Source organism: Phenylobacterium montanum (assembly GCF_018135625.1).
Classification (GTDB): domain Bacteria; phylum Pseudomonadota; class Alphaproteobacteria; order Caulobacterales; family Caulobacteraceae; genus Poindextera; species Poindextera montana.
Map to the genome: position 1 here is coordinate 4,966,568 of NZ_CP073078.1, position 17,447 is coordinate 4,984,014.

Genomic DNA, 17,447 nt, shown 5'->3' on the forward strand with positions numbered 1-17,447 from the left:
CTGACCCATGATGTTCAAGGCCCACCTTCGCGCAGGCGTGGCGGCGATCTGCATCGCCAGCCTCTGCGCGCCCGTGGGCGTGGCCAAGCCGGCCGCCTCGCCGGAGGCCCTGCAGCAGCAGGGACCGCTGGATATCCGCGTGGCCCAGGCCAAGGACATTTCGCGCATCGAGTTCCGCTGGGCCGGCGGCGCGCGCGTCACCAGCCGTCGTGACGGCCAGACCCTCACCCTCCGCTTCTCCCGCTACGCCAAGCCCGACATGACCCGTCTCCGGGTCGATCCGCCGCGCTGGCTCAAGGCAGGCCAGGACGCCAAGGTCGGCGGGGCCCTGCAGATCACTCTGACCCTTGAGGAAGGCGCCGACGCCAAGGTGGGCGAGGCGGACGGGGCGACCTTCGTCAACATCTTCTCCGCAAAGTCGGCCGAGACCCAGCCGGTTCCGGCCGCGCCGCAGACGGCTCAGGCCGCCGCCCAGCCGGCCGGTCCGCCCAAGCCGATGGTCCCGCCGCCGCATCCCGACGCTGTGCCCGCCGGCGGGGTGGTCAAGATGACCGCCGAGATGGCCAACGGCCACGTCCTGCTACGCTTCCCCTGGAAATCGCCCCTGGGCGCGGCTGTGTTCCGCCGGGGCGGCGCGATCTGGGTGGTGTTCGACAGCGCCGCGCGGCTCGACCTCTCCGGAGCGCCGCATGGCTTCCGCCAGGTCGGCGAAATGCGGGCCGTGCAGGGCGCCGACTATTCCGCGGTGCGCATCGACGCGCCGCCGGACATCAACGCCGCCGCCATCGCCGAGGGCGGGACCTGGACGGTGGTGCTGGCCTCCGGCCCGACCCAGGGCGCCGAGCAGGTCAAGATCGGCCGCAACCAGGCCTCGCCGGCCGCCGGCCTGACCGTGACCATGGCCGGCTCGACCAAGGCGGTGTGGGTCGACGATCCGGTGGTCGGCGACAAGATCGGCGTCGTCACCGCGCTCTCCCCCGCCAAGGGCGTGCCGGGGCGGCGAGAGTTCGTCGACCTGGCCCTGCTGGACTCCGCCCAGGGGCTGGCCGTCGAGCCGTCCCGAGAGGACATCGCCATCGCCACCGACGGCGACATCGTCGACATCGGCCGGCCGAACGGCCTGTCGCTCTCTCCCCAAGCGGTGCTGGCCCGAAGCGGGCAGGGCGGCCAGACCGCCGAGCAGCTCGCCGCGCCGCAGCCTGCCTCCCTGCCGGGCCTGGTGGAATACAACGAGTGGTCCAAGCTGGGCTCTGACGGCTTCGTCGGCCGCTACGACGCCCTGCAGCGGGCCGCCGCCAACGAGGTCGCCAGCGGCCAGGGCGGCCAGGCGCCGGAGACCAAGGCCCGCATGGCCCTGGCCCGCTTCCTGATCGGCTCCCAGCTGGCCTTCGAGGCCATCGGCGTGCTGGACATGACCGGCAAGGCCAACCAGAGCCTGCTGGGTGATCCCGAGTTCCGCGCCCTGCGCGGCGCGGCCAAGGCCATGGCCGGGCGCTACAAGGAGGCGCAGGCCGACCTTTCCACCCCGTCGATCGCCGACGATCCGGCCTCCAGCCTCTGGCGCGGCTACGTGGCTCAGAAGCTGGGCGAGAACGCCGACGCCCGCGCCGCCTTCGCCTCCGGGGCGGCGGCCCTGTTCCAGTTCGATCCCCTCTGGCGCGCCCGCTTCGCCCGGGCCGACGCCGAGGCCGCCCTGGCCCTGGGCCAGCTTCCGGTCGCGGAAGTCGCGGTGGACGACGCCCTCAGGAGCACTGGGCTCGACCCGGACGAGGAGCTGGCCACACGCCTTGTCCAGGCCCGCCTGTTCGAGGCCCAGGGGCAGAAGGCGAGGGCGCTTCGGGTCTATCAGGCCATTTCGGCCGCGCGCATGGACTATCTGGCGGCGCCGGCGCAGCTGCACGCCACCCAGATCCGCTTCGACACCGGCCAGATCACGCCGATCCAGGCCGCCAATTCCCTGGACGGTCTGCGCTATCGCTGGCGCGGCGACGCCACCGAACTCGACACCATCCGCGAGCTCGGCCAGATCTACATCAGCCTCGGCCGCTATCGCGAGGCGCTCGAGGCCCTGCGCTCCGCCGGCCAGCGCCTGCCCGACCTGCCCCAGGCGGTGCAGTTGCAGGACGACCTGAGGAACGCCTTCCGCACCCTGTTCCTCGACGGCCAGGCCGACGGCCTGCAGCCGATCCAGGCCCTGGCCCTGTTCTACGACTTCAAGGAGTTGACCCCGGTCGGCGCCGATGGCGACCAGATGGTGCGCCGCCTGGCTCGCCGCCTGGTGGATGTGGACCTCTTGAGCCAGGCCGCCGACCTCCTGAAATACCAGGCCGAACATCGCCTGGACGGGGTGCCCCGGGCCGAGGTGGCCACCGACCTGGCCACCATCCAGTTGATGAACCGTCAGCCCGAGGCGGCGATCGAGGCGTTGAACAGCTCGCGATCCACCCTCTTGCCGACCGCGCTCACCGCGCAGCGGCGGCTGATCGAGGCGCGCGCCTGGCTGGGGCTCGGGCAATACGACCACGCCCTGGAGATCCTGGAGAACGACAAGGCGCCCGACGCCGACTCCATCCGCGCCGAGGTCGATTGGAAGAAGCACGACTGGGCCGGCGCCAGCGCCCTGTTCGAGCGCCGCCTGGGCGATCGCTGGAAGAACCCGGCGCCGCTGAATCCGGATGAGGAGGCGGCCCTGCTGCGCGCCGGCGTGGCCTTGAGCCTCGCGGGCGACGAGGCCGGCCTCACCCGCCTCCGCACCCGCTATCAGGGCTACGTCAACGGCTCGCATGCGCCGGACGCCTTGCGCGTGGCCCTGTCGGGCCTGAATGGCGCCCAGCTGACCGGCAGCGACTTCACCAAGGCCGCCGCCGAAAACGACAGCTTCGCCAGCTGGGTGCAGTCGATGAAGCAGCGCTTCCGCGACTCCAGCAACCAGGCCTCCGCCGCGACCCCGCCCCGGGGGTGATGTCCAGCGTTTGAACCGCAAAGCTTGACGCAGGCATTCACCGTCGACGGCGCGTTGCCGGCGGTCGAAGCCTATGCGAGGTTGCGCCGTCCGGGACCTGGGAGGCGCACATGATCGCCCGTAATCTGCTCGGCTTGGCCTCGTTCGCCGCTATCGCCTTGAGCCTTTCGTCGCCCGTCTGGGCCAGCGGCGGCGGGGGCGGCGGCATGGGCGGCATGCCCAGCATGGAGGCCCCCCAATACGACCCGGTGGTCGAGTACCAGAACGGCATCGCCGCGCTGAAGGGCGGCGACTACAAGGCCGCCGAGCGCGACTTCGACCACGTGCTGGACGTGGCGCCGAAGAACGCCGACGCCCTGTCGATGATGGGCCTGGCCAAAAGCGGCAAGGGCGACCTGAAGGGGGCGCAGCGCTTCTACGAGCGGGCGCTGAAGGTTGATCCTCAGCAGATCCTGGCCCGGCGAGAGCTGGCCGTGACCCTGGCCAAAACCGGCCAGGCCGACAAGGCCAATACCGAACTGGCGACCCTGAAGGCCCGGTCCGACGCCTGCGCCGGCAGCTGCGCCGACGCGGCCGACCTGAAGGCGGCGATCGACGCGGTCAGCGCCGCCCTGACCCCCTCGGCCGAGGCGACCAAGTCGCCGGCCAGCCTGCTCCTGACTGATCCGGGCGCCGGCGACCGCTCCTATGTGGACGCGGTGAGGCTTATCAATCTCGGCCGCTATGATCAGGCCCTGTCGGCGCTGAAAGGCGCGCAGGCGGTGTTCGGACCGCATCCGGACGTCTTGACCTATATCGGCTACGCCAACCGCAAGATGGGCCGCTACGACCTCGCCGAGACCTACTATCGCCAGGCCCTGTCGGTGGCGCCCAATCATCGCGGCGCGACGGAGTACTATGGCGAGCTGATGGTCGAGCGCGGCGACCTCGCCGGCGCCCGCCACATGCTGGCCACGTTGGACACCATCTGCAGCTTCGGCTGCGCCGAGGCGGAGGACCTGCGTCGGTGGATCGACCACGGCGTTCAGCCCTAACGACGGTTGGTGTGAACTTGGAGAGGCCGCCAGCAGCGGCGAGCCCCCTCCACCATGCTTCGCATGGTCCCCCTCCCCCAATGGGGGAGGAATGGTCGCGACGGCAGGGCCTTCAATTCCTCCCCCATTGGGGGAGGGGGACCGCCCGCAGGGCGGTGGAGGGGGCTTGCCGTTTCATCGGCCTCGCAAGCCTGATCCTCCTAGCCGCCGCCGATGCGCCGGCCTGGACCAGCCTGCGTGCGGCGCGGTGGATGTCGGCGGACGCTGATCCGGCCCGCGTGCTGGGGACGGTCGAGGCCGAGTGCCTGCGGCCCACGACCGGCGACGAGGCCTATCTGGTCGAGGTCGGGCGGGCCGCGTTTCGAACGCCGCTGCTCTTGGGCGGGCAGGCGGCGAGGGCGGGGATCGCCTGCGACTCCTGCCACCAGGGCGGCCGGCGCAATCCCGACTTCGCGTTCCCCGGCCTTTCCGGCGCGCCGGGGACGGCCGACGTGACCACGGCCCTTTTCTCTTCGCACCGCGACGACGGGATCGACAACCCGATCCCCATCCCCGACCTCGGCGGACCCAAGGTGCGCCTGCGTATCCCCCAGGACCCCGCCAGTCTGCAGCATTTCATCCACGGCCAGGTCACCGAGGAGTTCAACGGCGCCGAGCCGCCGCCTGCGGTGCTGCAGGGCCTGGCCGCCTATGTCCGCGCCCTGGACCCTGGCGCCTGCCCGGCCGACGAGCGCAGAGCGCTGCTTGCCGGCGACTACGCCGCCGATGCGGCGCGCGCGGTCAGGGCGGCGATGGCGGCGCTGGAACACAAGGATGCGATCACGGCGGCCCTTATGCTGGAGGCGGCCCGCAGCCGCCTGGGCCTGATCTACGAGCGCTATGATCAGCCCGAGGCCGGCCCCGCGCGGGCCTTCTTGAAAAGCGCCGACGCCGACCTCGCTGCGGCGCTGGAGCGGGTCCGGCACGGCGATGGCGGAGCGAGCCAAGCCCTGGCGGCCTGGCTGGTGCGGCTGGGGCCGCGGATGAAACTGGTCACGGCGGAAGAGGCCGGCTCGCTGTTCGCCCCGGCGCGGCTGAGGCGCTAGTTCACCCCCAGCCCGTGGTGGAAGCTCTCCACCAGGCTGCCGGCGACCAGGCGCCAGCCGTCGACGAGCACGAAGAAGATCAGCTTGAAGGGCAGGGACACCACCACCGGCGGCAGCATCATCATGCCCATGCTCATCAGCACGCTGGCCACGACGAGATCGATCACAAGGAACGGCACGAACAGCAGAAAGCCGATCTCGAACGCCCGCTTCAGCTCCGAGATCATGAAGGCGGGGGTGACCACGTGGACCGGCAGGTCCATCAGGTGCTGGGGCTTGGGAACCCGGGCCAGGCGCACGAACAGGGCCAGGTCGTCGCGGTTGACCTGGTTCAGCATGAAGGCCTTCACCGGCGCCGCCGAGGCGTTGAAGGCCTGGGGCAGCTCCATCTTCTTGTCCATCAGGGGCTTGATGCCCGCGTCGTAGCTGGCCTGGAAGGTCGGGGCCATGACGATGGCGGTCAGGAACATGGCCAGGCTGATCAAGACCGCATTGGGCGGGCTCTGCTGCAGGCCCATGGCGGTGCGCAGCAGGCTCAGCACCACCACCATGCGCACGAACGAGGTGGTCATGATCACGATCGAGGGCGCCAGCGACAGCACGGTCAGCAGCGCCGCCAGCTGGATCACCCGTTCGGTCAGGCCGCCGCCTGTGCCGAGGTTGATATTGACCTGCTGGGCCACGGCGATGGCGGGAAAGATCAGGCTGCCGGCGGTGGTCAGGGCGGCCATGCCCAACGCCCGGCGCAGGTCCGAGGGCTCGAGTTCGCGGCGGAACAGGCGCTTCAGCGCGGCGGTGATCGGGCGCATGGCGTCAGGCCTCCTCGGGCTTCGGGATCGGGCGCGCGGCGCCTTGGGCCACCACCTGCCCCTCGCCCAGCAGCAGCAGCCGCTCCTCGGCGTCGAAGCGCACCAGCACCAGGCGGCGGGCGGGGTCCAGCACCAGGGTCTCGACCACGCTCAGGCGCCGCTCGCGGCCTGCCTGCAGTCCCTGCAGCCGCTTGATCGTCTCCGGGCCATAGCGGCGCAGGGCGACCACGCAGAGCCCGATCAGGCCCAGCGTGACGGCCAGGCCCAGGATCATGCGGGCGATGTCGGCGATGAACATGGCGCGGCCTTCTGGCGGTCCCAAATCAGGGCGCGCAGACCCTGCAGCCTTCTTGTGCCTCCAGGTCGTTAATGGCCGATTAACCATAAATTCCGGGGCCGCCTGGGCGCCGCGACAGGGCGCCGCAGGGGGCGAAAAACGTGGTTAATCCGCAATTAACCCGGATCCCTCACGTTGAGGGCATGGCCGCGCTGGACGACATCCCGCTGTTTTCGATGCTGAAGAGCCACCTGGGCTATCTCAGCGAAAAGCAGCGCCTCATCGCCCAGAATGTCGCCAACGCCGACACGCCCGGCTTCACGCCGCAGGACCTCAACGACTTCACCACGCCCCTGGGGGCCAAGGGCGCCGCGCCGCTGGCCATGACCCCGGTGTCGATGTCGGTGACGCCGGCCCTGACCAACCCGATGCACATGGAGCCGCCCGCAGGCTCGGCTTCCAAGTCCTGGCAGACCAAGGCCGCTCCAGACTCCGAGACCAAGATGGACGGCAACCAGGTCGTGCTCGAAGAGCAGATGATCAAGATGTCCGAAGCGCGCCAGAACTACGACGCCGGGATCGGCTTCTACGAGAAATCCCTCAACATGCTCCAGACCGCGATCCGCGCGCCTGGAAAGGGCCAATAGGTCCAAGGGCCAAAGAGGAAAGGACCATGAGGCATGGCCGACAGCCCCTCCAACGCCATCGCGACCATGAGCGTCGCCGCCTCGGCGCTGCGCGCGCAGCAGGCGCGCATGCGGGTCATCGCCGAGAACATGGCCAACGCCGATTCCGTCTCGCAGTCGGCCGGCGGCAATCCTTATCAGCGTCAGGTGGCGGTGTTTTCGCCGACCGTTCTGCCGGGTGGCGGACAGGGCGTGACCATGAGCCGGGTGGTCAGGGACCAGACCCCGTTTAAGACCGAATACCGCCCCGGCCATCCGTCCGCGGACGCCAAGGGCTATGTGAAGTTGCCCAATGTCGATCCGCTGGTCGAGACCATGGACATGGGCGCCGCCCAGCGCGCCTATTCGGCCAACCTCAGCGTGATCGAGACCGCCAACGAGATGCAGACCCGCACCCTGGATCTGCTGAACAAGTAAGGACGCCTGATCCGTGGTCGCTCCCTTCGCCGCCGCCAAGGCTTACGCCCAGATCCAGGCCCAGGCGGCCAACATCGCCTCGTCCGCGACCCCGGCCAACGCCGCCAAGGGCGCCGATGCGCACGGCTTCGGCGAGATCCTGAAGACGGCGATGCAGGACGCCATGCAGTCCGGCCACAACGCCGAGGCGCAGATGATCGCCCAGGCCAAGGGCAAGGCCGACCTGATCGACGTGGCCACCGCCATCCAGTCCGCCCAGGCCAGCCTGCAGACCGTGATGGCCGTGCGCGACCAGGTGATCTCGGCCTACAAGGAAATCATGGCCATGCCGCTCTGACGGAGCGGTGGCGCAATCGCTGAGACTCGCTAGTCTCAGGCTATGGCCGCATCGATGATCGAACTCGCCGGCGTGTCCAAGGCGTACGGCGGGGGACCGGCGGTGCGAGACCTCGACCTGTCCGTGGCGCCGGGCGCCTTCCTGGCCCTGGTCGGCGGCTCGGGTTCCGGCAAGACCACCACCCTGAAGATGATCAACGGCCTGGTGCGGCCCGACGCCGGTCGGGTGCTGCTGGATGGGGCGCCGCTGGACGAGGCGGAACCGCACCACCTCAGGCGCGGGATCGGCTACGTGTTCCAGGAAGTCGGCCTCTTTCCGCACATGACCGTGGGCGAGAACATCGCCATCACGCCGAAACTGATGCGCCGTCCGTTCGCCGAGCGCCGGGCGCGGGCGCTGGAACTGCTGGCGTTGGTCGGCCTGCCCGAAGGCCATGCCGAGCGGATGCCGAACGCGCTCTCGGGCGGCCAGCGCCAGCGGGTAGGCGTCGCCCGCGCCCTGGCGGCGCGGCCCCGGGTGATGCTGATGGACGAGCCCTTTGGCGCCCTCGACCCGGTGACGCGCTCGGCCCTGGGGGCGGAGTATCGCCGGCTGCACGAGCAGCTCGGTTTGACCACGGTGATGGTCACCCACGACATGACCGAGGCGGTGCTGCTGGCCGACCGTATCGCCGTGATGGCCGAGGGGCGCCTGCTGGCCGAGGGCGCGGCCGGGGCGCTGACCCGAAGCCCCGACGCGGCGGTGCGCGCGCTGTTCGAGACCCCGCGGCGCCAGGCCGAGGAGGTCCGCCGCCGGCTGGACGGCGCGGCATGAGCCCGAAACTGGCGGCCGCCTTCCAGATTTTGCCCAACTGCCTGGGCCAGCACGTGCTGCTCAGCGCGGCGTCCCTCTTGCTGGGCCTCTTGTTGAGCCTGCCCCTTGCCGTGGCTGCGAGCCGCCGGCCGCGCCTGCGATGGGCGGCCCTGACCCTGGCGGGACTGGTGCAGACCATTCCCAGCCTCGCGCTCCTGGCCCTGTTCTATCCTCTGCTGCTGGGTCTTTCCGCCCTGGCCAAGGCCGCGTTCGGGCAGGGTTTCTCGGCGCTCGGCTTTTTGCCCGCGCTCCTGGCCCTGACCCTCTACGCCATGCTGCCGATCCTCAGGAACACGGTGGCGGGGCTCGCGGGAATCGAGCCGGCGGTGATCGAGGCGGCGCGGGGCGTCGGCATGACCGAGCGCCAGAAGCTGTTCCAGGTCGAGCTGCCCCTGGCCGCGCCGGTTATCATGGCTGGCGTGCGCACGGCGGCGGTGTGGACCATCGGCGCGGCGACCCTGGCCACGCCCGTCGGCCAGACTTCGCTGGGCGACTACATCTTCTCCGGCCTGCAGACCGAGGACTGGGCCCTGGTGCTGTTCGGCTGCGCCTCCGCCGCCGTCCTGGCCCTGGTTGTCGACCAGCTGCTCGGCCTGATCGAGTCGGGCGTCGCCGCGCGCAGCCGCGGTCGCATCGCCGCCGGGGCCGGGGGCCTGGTCCTCGGCGTCGCGGCGGCCCTTGCGCCCATGGCCCTGGCGGGAGACACCGCCACGCCGGTGGTGATCGGGGCCAAGAACTTCTCCGAGCAGTACATCCTGGCCGACCTGATCGCCGACCGCCTCGCCCGCGCAGGCTACCGCGTCAGCCAGAAGAACGACCTGGGCTCGGCCGTCGCCTATCGCGCCGTCGCGAGCGGCGGGGTCGACGCCTATGTCGACTATTCCGGCACCCTCTGGGCCAATGTGCTGGGCCGCACTGACAATCCGCCGCGCGCCGTCCTGCTGGATCAGCTTGGCCAGGCCCTGAAGCGACGTGACGAGGTCACGACCCTGGGCGCGCTCGGCTTCGAGAACGCCTACGCCCTGGCCATGCGCCGCGACCGCGCCCAGGCGCTGGGCATACGCACCCTGGCCGACCTCTCCGCCCATGCGCCGGACCTGGTGCTGGGCTCGGACCTGGAGTTCCTGTCCCGCCCCGAATGGACCGCCCTGCAGCGCGCCTATGGCCTGAAGTTCAAGACCGAGCGCCGGTACCAGCCGACCTTCATGTACCGCGCGATATCCGGCGGCGACGTCGATGTGATCTCGGCCTTTTCCAGCGATGGCCGCATCGCCGCCGACGATCTCGTGGTGCTCACCGATCCCCGGCAGGCGATCCCGCCCTATGACGCTGTGATCCTGGTCTCGCCACAGCGGGCCCGCGACGCGCGCTTCACCGCCGCCCTGAAGCCGCTGGTCGGCGCCATCCCTGTCGAGGCCATGCGCGCGGCCAATCTCAGCGTCGACCGCGAACAGGACAAGCGGACCCCGGCCGAGGCCGCCAGGGCGCTGGCGGCACACATCGGTCACTGAGGGCTCGGCTTGGCGACTGGTCCTCCGTCCCCTATGTGATGGCCCATGGCTGAAACCTTCGCCCCTGACGGCCTGCCTACGGACAAGGCCGCCCGCTACGCCGAATTGGCCGCCGAGATCGCCTCGGTGCTGGAGGGCGAGCCCAACCGCACGGCCCGCATGGCGACCATCGCCTCCATGCTGGCCAGCGCCTTCGACCAGTTCTTCTGGACCGGCTTCTACGTGGTCGATCCGGAGAAGGCGGACGAGCTGGTGGTCGGCCCCTACCAGGGCACGCTGGGCTGCCTCAGGATCGCCTTCGGGCGGGGCGTCTGCGGCGCGGCGGCGGCCACGCGCCAAGTGCAGATCGTGCCGGACGTCGACGCCTTTCCCGGCCACATCGCCTGCGACAGCCGCTCGAAGAGCGAGATCGTGCTGCCGGTGTTCGATCAAGCCGGTGCGCTGATCGCGGTGCTGGACGTGGACTCGACATCCGTGGCGAGCTTCGACGAGGTGGACGCCGAGGGGCTGGGCCGCATCCTGGCGGAGAGCTTCGCAGCGAGCTGACCCTCCCGGTCCACGATGTCGCAGCCCCAATCCTTAGCGCGCCGTTAACCATAATCGGGCGAGCATCGGACGTCTCGATCACGCCTCGAAGGGGTTCCATTTCGCATGTCCGGCGCTGAAGTCCTTGATGTCGGGCGCGACGCGATCTGGCTCACCCTGCAGCTCTCGACCCCGATTCTCCTGGTCGGCCTGGTGGTCGGGGTCACGGTCGGCATCTTCCAGGCCCTGACCCAGATTCAGGAAGCGACCCTGGTCTATGCGCCGAAGATCCTGGCCATCTTCCTAGCGCTCCTGATCTTCCTGCCCCTGATGGGCGCCCTGATGAGCGGGTTCATGCGCAATATCGCCGCCCGCATCGCCGGCATGTAGCCGATGGAGAGCTACGCCACCGGCCGCCAGGTCTGGGTCGCGGCGCTGATCCTGTTCCGCGTCGGGGCCCTATGCATGCTGATCCCCGGCATCGGCGAGGGCTATGTGCCCCCGCGCGTGCGCCTGTCCCTGGCTCTGCTGCTGGCCTTCTGCATCGGCCCGATCGTCGGGCCCAGCCTGCCGGTCATGCCCGACACGGTCGGCGCCATGTTCGGCGTGGTGATCAAGGAGACCCTGATCGGCCTGATCCTGGGCGGGCTCCTGCGCCTGTTCATCGCCTCCTTGACCACGGCGGGCGAGCTGGTCTCGATCCAGACCACCCTGTCCTTCGCCCAGACCGCCAATCCGATGGAGGCGACGCCCAGCACTACCATCGGCACCTTCCTCTCCGTGCTCGGCGTGACCCTGATCTTCGACACCCCGCTGCACCAGATGTTCATCGCCGCGATCGCCCATAGCTATGTGGTGTTCGCTCCGACCAAGCCCCTGATGCTGAACGACGCCGGGGTGATGGCGGCCGAGACGGTGGGCAAGAGCTTCGCCCTCGGCCTGCAGCTGGCCGCGCCGGTGGTGGTGTTCTCGCTGGTGTTCAACGTCGCCGTCGGCCTCGTGGGCCGGGCCATGCCGCAGTTCCAGATCTTCTTCGTGGCCACGCCGCTGAGCCTGCTCCTGGGGCTTTCGATCTTCGCCCTTAGCCTCGGCGGCCTCGGCCTGATCTGGCTGCAGCACTACGACGCCTTCGTGCGTCAGTTCGTGTAGGAGGGATCGTGCGCGGGCTATCCCTCTATCCGCTCATCCCGGCGAATGCCGGGACCCAGATCATCAAGCTCATTGCGCGCCGCATTCGAGCTGAGATCACGACCCAACAGCTGCGCCATACGATCTGGGTCCCGGCATTCGCCGGGATGAGCGGTGTTGGGTTTGTTTTCGTCGATTTGGCTTCATAGGAGCCGGGCGTGGCCGAAGAGAACGCCGACGGCGGCTCCAAAACAGAAGAAGCCTCCCAGCGGAAACTGGACGAGGCCCGCAAGCAGGGCGATGTCGCCAAATCGCCGGACCTGCCGGCCTGGGCCTCGCTGGCCGCAGCCACCTCGGTGGTGCTGTTCATGGGCGCCGGCTTCTCACGCAATCTGGCCGACCAGATGCGGCCGTTCATCGAGCGGCCCGAGAGCTACGACCTGGAGAACGGCGGGGCGGTGCAGGTGATGCAGCAGGCGCTGACCGCCGCCGCTCCGATCGTCATCGCCGTCCTGGGCGCGGCGGCCATAGCCGGGGTGGCCGGCAATGTGCTGCAGACCGGCTTCCTGCTCAGCCCCAACAAGCTGGCCCCCGACTTCAGCCGTCTGTCGCCGATGAAGGGCCTGCAGCGCATGTTCGGCCTGGACGGGCTGGTCAACTTCGGCAAGTCGGCGCTGAAGATCGCCCTGACAGGCGTCGTCGCCTGGATGGCGATCAGGCCGCATGTGGCCGACTTCCAGCAGATGCAGGCTCTGGATCCGCTGAGCATGCTGCCCGAGACCATGGTGATGATCCGGGCCCTGTTCCTGGCCGTGCTGATGCTGCTCGGCGGCGGAGCCCTGATCGACTGGATATGGCAGAGACAACGCTTCCTGCAGCGCATGCGCATGACCAAGGAAGAGCAGAAGGAAGACTACAAGCAGTCCGAAGGCGACCCCAAGATCAAGGCCAAGATCCGCCAGATCCGCTACGAGCGGGCCAGGCGGCGGATGATGCAGAACGTGCCCAAGGCGACCGTGGTGGTGATGAACCCGACCCACTACGCCGTGGCGCTGCGCTACGTGCAGGGCGAGACCCCAGCGCCGGAATGCGTGGCCAAGGGCCTGGACAGCCTGGCCCTGAAGATCCGGGAAGTGGCCGAGGCGCACAACGTCCCTGTGATCGAGGACCCGCCCCTGGCCCGCGCCCTCTATGCGACGGTGGAGGTCGACGAGACCATCCCGCACGAACACTACGAAGCGGTGGCCAAGGTGATCGGCTTCGTGCTGCAGGGCGCCCGCCGACGTCCGGCCCAGCGCCGGCTGGCCGGGGCGCGGTGATTCGAAAATGACGCCTAGCCAAGCTTGTTGGGCGGTGGCCGATAGCCTGACCTGACGGACGCCCATCAATTGGCGCCATTCGATTTTGTCAATTAATTCAATCGAATTTTGGCATTCCGGGCGATCTCCGCACCTGCACCAGGCCGCCTTCACCTGGCGCCCGAGCCGATTTAACCTTCCGGAAAGCACGATCGACCATCCGTTGACCCACAATGTTGCGCCCGGTGGGGCCTGGATCGGTTTATCCTATGCGTGATTCTTGGGGACCTTTGTCCCTGCCCCAGCGACAGGACCCGGCCGTCATGGCGCATCCGCTGGACCTGGACGGCCGCAAGCCGCGTCGCTTCGACCTGATCGCCGGAGCGGCGGTGCTGTTCTTCGCCCTGGCCGCCCTGTTCGCCATCTATCCGGCCCTGCGCGCCGGACCCGCCACCGCCGGTGGCCTGCTGCTGCTGGTCGGGGTGGCCGGGGTCGCCATATTCGCCATGCTGGCCATGCGCGGCACGGGGAGCCGCGAGGCTGAAGCCCTGGGGCTGGGCGCGCTGCTGGCCGCCCTGCCGGAGCCTTCCGCCGTGGCCTCGTCCGACGGCCGGATCATCGAGGCCAACGCCGCCTGGGACGACGTGGTGGGCCTGGGCGCGCGCCTGCCGCGCTCCTCGCGCAGCGGCGGCCTGTTCACCGCCATCAGCGAAGCCGGCAAAGGCCGGATGGGCGCGACCGCCCTGCGCCTTGGCGACGGAGAGCGCGAGGCCCAGGTCACCCGCTTCGGCGAGCGCCGCTACCTCGTCCGTCTGACGTCCTTCGCGGACAAGGCCGCGCCGGCCGCTGCGCCAGAGCATCACCCGACCGAAGCGGTCCTTACGCCGGCCGCCGCCACCAGTCTCGACGCCTTCGCCGCCGCGGCTCCGTTCGGTGCTGCGCTGCTCGGCGGCTCGGACCCATTGAGCGCCACGATCCTCGAGGTCAATCCGGCGATCCGCGCCCTTGCGGGCGGCGCCGATCCCACGGGTTCCAATCTCGCCGCCCTGATCGAGCCCAACTCGCTCCGCGAGGCGGCGGCGCGGATCGCCTCGGGCCGCGCCGGGCCGGTCGAGGTGCGTCTGGCCCATGACGCCCAGCGCATCGCCCACCTGTACCTGACCCGCAACGGCGACGGCTTCATCGCCTACTTGGTCGACGTCTCCGAGCAGAAGCAGGTCGAACTGGCCCTGTCGCAGTCGGAGAAGATGCGCGCCATCGGCCAGCTGGCCGGCGGCGTGGCCCACGACTTCAACAATCTTCTGACCGCGATCCAGCTGCGCCTGGACGAGCTTCTGCAGCGCCACTCCGTGGGCGACCCCAGCCACGAAGGCCTGATGGAGATCCGCCAGACCTCGATCCGCGCCGCCGATCTTGTCCGCAAGCTGCTGACCCACGCCCGCAAGCAGACCGTGCAGCGCCAGACCCTGGAACTGGGCGAACTGATCAGCGAAATCGAGGTCCTGCTGCGCCGGGTGCTGCGCGAGGACGTCAAGCTGGAGACCGAGTACGGCCGCAACCTGCCGCTGGTGCGCGCCGACAAGAGCGAGCTCGAGACGGCGGTGATGAACCTGGCGGTCAACGCCCGCGACGCCGTGCGCGCCCAGGGCGGGGGCGTGGTCCATATCAGGACCGCGCGCCTGACCGAGGCTGAGGCCCGCCTGCTCGGCTATGCCGACGAGCGCGCCGGCGGCGGCGACATCGCCATGATCGAGGTCAGCGACAACGGCCCCGGCATCCCGCCCGACGTGATGAAGAACATCTTCGTACCCTTCTTCACCACCAAGGCGGTGGGCGAGGGCACGGGCCTGGGCCTGGCCACGGTCTACGGCGTGGTCAAGCAGGCCGATGGCTGGATCCATGTGGAGAGCCCGCCGGGCAAGGGGGCCACCTTCCGCATCTTCCTGCCGGTCCATACCCCCGTCGAGACCCCCGAAGCGGCGCCGGCGCCTGCAGCGCCCCAGCGCCCGGCGGCGCGCGACCTCTCCGGCGCCGGCCGGATCCTGTTCGTCGAGGACGAGGATGCGGTGCGCAGCGTCGCCGCCCGCCTCCTGCGCGCCCGCGGCTACGAGGTGATCGAGGCCTGCGACGGCGAGGAGGCCCTGGCGCTGGCCGAAGAGCACGCCGGCCAGATCGACCTTCTGATCTCGGACGTGATCATGCCCGGCATCGACGGCCCGACTCTCTTGAAGAAGGCCAGGGTTTTCCTCGGCTCGGCGCCGGTGATGTTCATCTCCGGCTATGCCGAGGCCGAGTTCTCGGACCTGCTGGAAGATGAAAAAGGCGTAACCTTCCTGCCCAAGCCGATCGACATCAAGACCCTGGCCGAGCGGGTGAAGCAGCAGCTGGCGGCCTGATCCGACCCTCGGCCGGCGACCTTAACTCCCTATAATCAGACGCATTTTCAGCTTCGGACGACTGCCCGCAAGGTCGCCCCGAAGCAATGGAATTGCCCCAAAAGCCCCATAGGCGCGCGGCTGTTGCGCCGATCTGGGCGTGCCCGGCCAAGTCTTGCCGAGTTCGGAAAGGCTGCCTACCAAGGGCGTCAACCGCTGCCCCCAGGACAACGCCCTTGAGGAAGCCCATGAGTATCAACCGTCGCCACCTGCTCGCGACCGCCGCCCTGTTCGCGGTCACGCCCGCCGCCCGCGCCCTGGCGGCCGCAGGGGCCTCGCCGCTGAATGCGGCCTTCGACGACATCTTCGCCGCCCAGCTGAAGCGCTCGCCCGAGACCACCACCTCGCTGGGCCTGGACAAGGACGCCCGCGCCGGCGCCAAGAGCCGCCTGGACGACCGCTCCCTGGCCTCCCGCTACAGCGACAAGGCCGACAACCTGAAATACCTGGCGCTGCTGAAGAGCGTCGACCGCAAGAGCCTGACCGGTCTTGACGCGGTCAACTATGACACTGTCGCCTATCAGATGGAGACCCAGGCCGAGGCGGATCGGGCCTTCGACTACGGTCCCGGCGGCGCCGGCGCGCCCTATGTCGTCAGCCAGCTGACCGGCTGCTACCAGGCGCTGCCCGACTTCCTAGACAGCCAGCACTCGATCGAGACCAAGGCTGACGCCGACGCCTACCTGGCGCGGCTGGAGGCGTTCGCGACCGCCCTCGACCAGGACACCGAACAGGCCCGCTACGACGGCGGCCATGGGGTGATCCCGCCGGACTTCGCCCTGGACAAGACCCTCAAGCAGATGACCGACCTGCATGACCAGACGCCGGACAAGGCGGTGCTGGTGCAGTCGGTGGCGCGCCGAGCGGCCGAGAAGCACATCGACGGCGACTATGCCAGCCAGGCCTCGGCCATCTGGACCGGCAAGGTGCAGCCGGCTCTGGCGCGCCAGATCGCGTTGATGAAGGACTTCCGCGCCAAGGCGACGCACGACGCCGGCGTCTGGCGCCTGCCAAAGGGCGAGGACTACTACGCCGCCTCGTTCAAGCAGTGGACCACCTCGACCATGAGCCCGGAGGAGGTGCACAAGACCGGCCTGGACCTGCTGGAACAGCTGTCGGCGCGGATGGACGAGCAGCTGAAGGCCCAGGGCTATACGCAAGGGACGGTGGGCGAGCGCCTGCGCGCCCTCTACGCCGATCCCAAGTTCCGCTATCCCGACACCGACGAGGGCAAGGAGAAGCTGATCGCCGACCTGAACCTGAAGGTGAAGGCGGTCCAGGCCAAGCTGCCAGCCTATTTCAAGACCCTGCCCAAGCAGAGCGTCGAGATCCGCCGCGTGCCAAAGTACATCGAGGCCGGCGCCCCGGGCGGCTACTACCAGGGCGGGGCGCTCGACGGCTCTCGTCCCGGGGCCTACTTCATCAACCTGCGCAACACGGCAGAGGTCCCCAGCTGGACCCTGCCGACGCTGACCTATCACGAGAGCATCCCCGGCCATCACCTGCAGGGCGCCCTGCAGCAGGAGGCCGACCTGCCGATGATCCGCAAGGTGATGTGGTTCTCGGCCTATGGCGAAGGCTGGGCGCTCTATGCCGAGCAACTCGCCGACGAGATGGGCATGTATGACGACGACCCCATGGGCCGGATCGGCATGTTGCACGACGCCGCCTTCCGCGCCGTGCGCCTGGTGGTCGACAGCGGCCTGCACCACAAGCGCTGGACCCGCGAACAGGCGATCCAATTCTTCGTCGACAAGATCGGCGATCCGGAAACCTCGGCGACCACCGAGGTCGAACGCTACTGCGTCTGGCCGGGCCAGGCCTGCAGCTACATGGTCGGCAAGATCAACTGGCTGCGCCTGCGCGAGGTCGCCAAGACCAAGCTGGGGCCGAAGTTCGACATCCGCGAGTTCCACGACGCCGGCCTGGTCAGCGGGGCGACCCCGCTGACCGTGCTCGACGACGTGATGGCCGGCTACATCAAGCAGAAGATGGTGTGAAAGAAAAAGCCCCTCCCCCTTGCGGGGAGGGGTTGGGGTGGGGGTGTCGGCGCGAACTTTGCCGGTTTGGGTGTTTCACCTCCATCCCCTG

General features: G+C 69.3%; 17 protein-coding genes. 15 read left to right on the forward strand and 2 right to left on the reverse strand.

Going from position 1 to position 17,447, the window contains the following annotated elements; translation table 11 throughout:
• Nucleotides 1-7 precede the first annotated feature (7 nt).
• The 3 genes from KCG34_RS22755 to KCG34_RS22765 all read left to right on the forward strand — a co-directional run bounded on the left by KCG34_RS22755 (nt 8) and on the right by KCG34_RS22765 (nt 5,081).
• Nucleotides 8-2,962, forward strand: a complete 2,955-nt coding sequence (locus tag KCG34_RS22755) for a tetratricopeptide repeat protein (RefSeq protein WP_211937879.1) — start codon at nt 8-10, stop codon at nt 2,960-2,962.
• A 110-nt stretch (nt 2,963-3,072) separates the two neighbouring features.
• Nucleotides 3,073-3,996 (forward strand): tetratricopeptide repeat protein, encoded by a 924-nt coding sequence (locus KCG34_RS22760; RefSeq protein ID WP_211937880.1) that lies wholly within the window; start codon nt 3,073-3,075, stop codon nt 3,994-3,996.
• A gap of 251 nt (nt 3,997-4,247) precedes the next feature.
• A complete protein-coding gene (locus KCG34_RS22765; protein ID WP_211937881.1) occupies nt 4,248-5,081 on the forward strand; it encodes a hypothetical protein in 834 nt (277 codons plus the stop codon).
• Here KCG34_RS22765 and fliP read toward each other — a convergent pair.
• Together fliP and KCG34_RS22775 are read right to left on the reverse strand one after the other, a co-directional pair.
• On the reverse strand, nt 5,078-5,890 hold the full coding sequence (fliP, locus tag KCG34_RS22770) for a flagellar type III secretion system pore protein FliP (RefSeq protein ID WP_211937882.1): 813 nt from the start codon (nt 5,888-5,890) through the stop codon (nt 5,078-5,080). The two genes, KCG34_RS22765 and fliP, sit on opposite strands and share 4 nt — an antisense overlap.
• Before the next feature lie 4 nt (nt 5,891-5,894).
• Nucleotides 5,895-6,188 carry a flagellar biosynthetic protein FliO gene (locus KCG34_RS22775; RefSeq protein WP_211937883.1) on the reverse strand — a complete coding sequence of 98 codons (294 nt, stop codon included), beginning with the start codon at nt 6,186-6,188 and terminating at the stop codon, nt 5,895-5,897.
• A gap of 182 nt (nt 6,189-6,370) precedes the next feature.
• Here KCG34_RS22775 and KCG34_RS22780 point away from each other — a divergent pair, with 182 nt between their 5' ends.
• From KCG34_RS22780 to KCG34_RS22835, 12 genes are all read left to right on the forward strand, one after another.
• Entirely contained in the window at nt 6,371-6,814 is a 444-nt protein-coding gene (locus KCG34_RS22780) for a flagellar basal body rod protein FlgB (RefSeq protein WP_211937884.1), read from the forward strand.
• A gap of 33 nt (nt 6,815-6,847) precedes the next feature.
• Entirely contained in the window at nt 6,848-7,270 is a 423-nt protein-coding gene (gene flgC / locus KCG34_RS22785; protein WP_211937885.1) for a flagellar basal body rod protein FlgC, read from the forward strand.
• Between the two features lie 13 nt (nt 7,271-7,283).
• A complete protein-coding gene (gene fliE / locus KCG34_RS22790) occupies nt 7,284-7,607 on the forward strand; it encodes a flagellar hook-basal body complex protein FliE (protein WP_211937886.1) in 324 nt (107 codons plus the stop codon).
• Between the two features lie 54 nt (nt 7,608-7,661).
• Nucleotides 7,662-8,420, forward strand: coding sequence for an ATP-binding cassette domain-containing protein (locus KCG34_RS22795; RefSeq protein ID WP_249138124.1), 759 nt, complete (start codon nt 7,662-7,664; stop codon nt 8,418-8,420).
• Nucleotides 8,417-9,970 (forward strand): ABC transporter permease/substrate-binding protein, encoded by a 1,554-nt coding sequence (locus tag KCG34_RS22800; RefSeq protein WP_211937888.1) that lies wholly within the window; start codon nt 8,417-8,419, stop codon nt 9,968-9,970. The genes KCG34_RS22795 and KCG34_RS22800 overlap by 4 nt, the downstream gene beginning before the upstream one ends.
• Before the next feature lie 45 nt (nt 9,971-10,015).
• Nucleotides 10,016-10,516 carry a free L-methionine (R)-S-oxide reductase MsrC gene (gene msrC / locus KCG34_RS22805; RefSeq protein WP_211937889.1) on the forward strand — a complete coding sequence of 167 codons (501 nt, stop codon included), beginning with the start codon at nt 10,016-10,018 and terminating at the stop codon, nt 10,514-10,516.
• A 105-nt stretch (nt 10,517-10,621) separates the two neighbouring features.
• Nucleotides 10,622-10,885: a flagellar biosynthesis protein FliQ gene (gene fliQ / locus KCG34_RS22810; protein WP_211937890.1), complete on the forward strand. Its 264-nt coding sequence runs from the start codon at nt 10,622-10,624 to the stop codon at nt 10,883-10,885.
• 3 nt (nt 10,886-10,888) lie between these two features.
• Nucleotides 10,889-11,644, forward strand: a complete 756-nt coding sequence (gene fliR / locus KCG34_RS22815) for a flagellar biosynthetic protein FliR (RefSeq protein WP_211937891.1) — start codon at nt 10,889-10,891, stop codon at nt 11,642-11,644.
• Nucleotides 11,645-11,652: 8 nt separating this feature from the next.
• Nucleotides 11,653-11,832: a hypothetical protein gene (locus tag KCG34_RS22820; RefSeq protein ID WP_211937892.1), complete on the forward strand. Its 180-nt coding sequence runs from the start codon at nt 11,653-11,655 to the stop codon at nt 11,830-11,832.
• A 9-nt stretch (nt 11,833-11,841) separates the two neighbouring features.
• A complete protein-coding gene (gene flhB / locus KCG34_RS22825) occupies nt 11,842-12,942 on the forward strand; it encodes a flagellar biosynthesis protein FlhB (RefSeq protein ID WP_211937893.1) in 1,101 nt (366 codons plus the stop codon).
• A 302-nt stretch (nt 12,943-13,244) separates the two neighbouring features.
• Nucleotides 13,245-15,317: a cell cycle histidine kinase CckA gene (gene cckA / locus KCG34_RS22830; RefSeq protein WP_211937894.1), complete on the forward strand. Its 2,073-nt coding sequence runs from the start codon at nt 13,245-13,247 to the stop codon at nt 15,315-15,317.
• A 227-nt stretch (nt 15,318-15,544) separates the two neighbouring features.
• On the forward strand, nt 15,545-17,356 hold the full coding sequence (locus KCG34_RS22835) for a DUF885 domain-containing protein (RefSeq protein ID WP_211937895.1): 1,812 nt from the start codon (nt 15,545-15,547) through the stop codon (nt 17,354-17,356).
• The last annotated feature ends 91 nt before the right edge of the window (nt 17,357-17,447 follow it).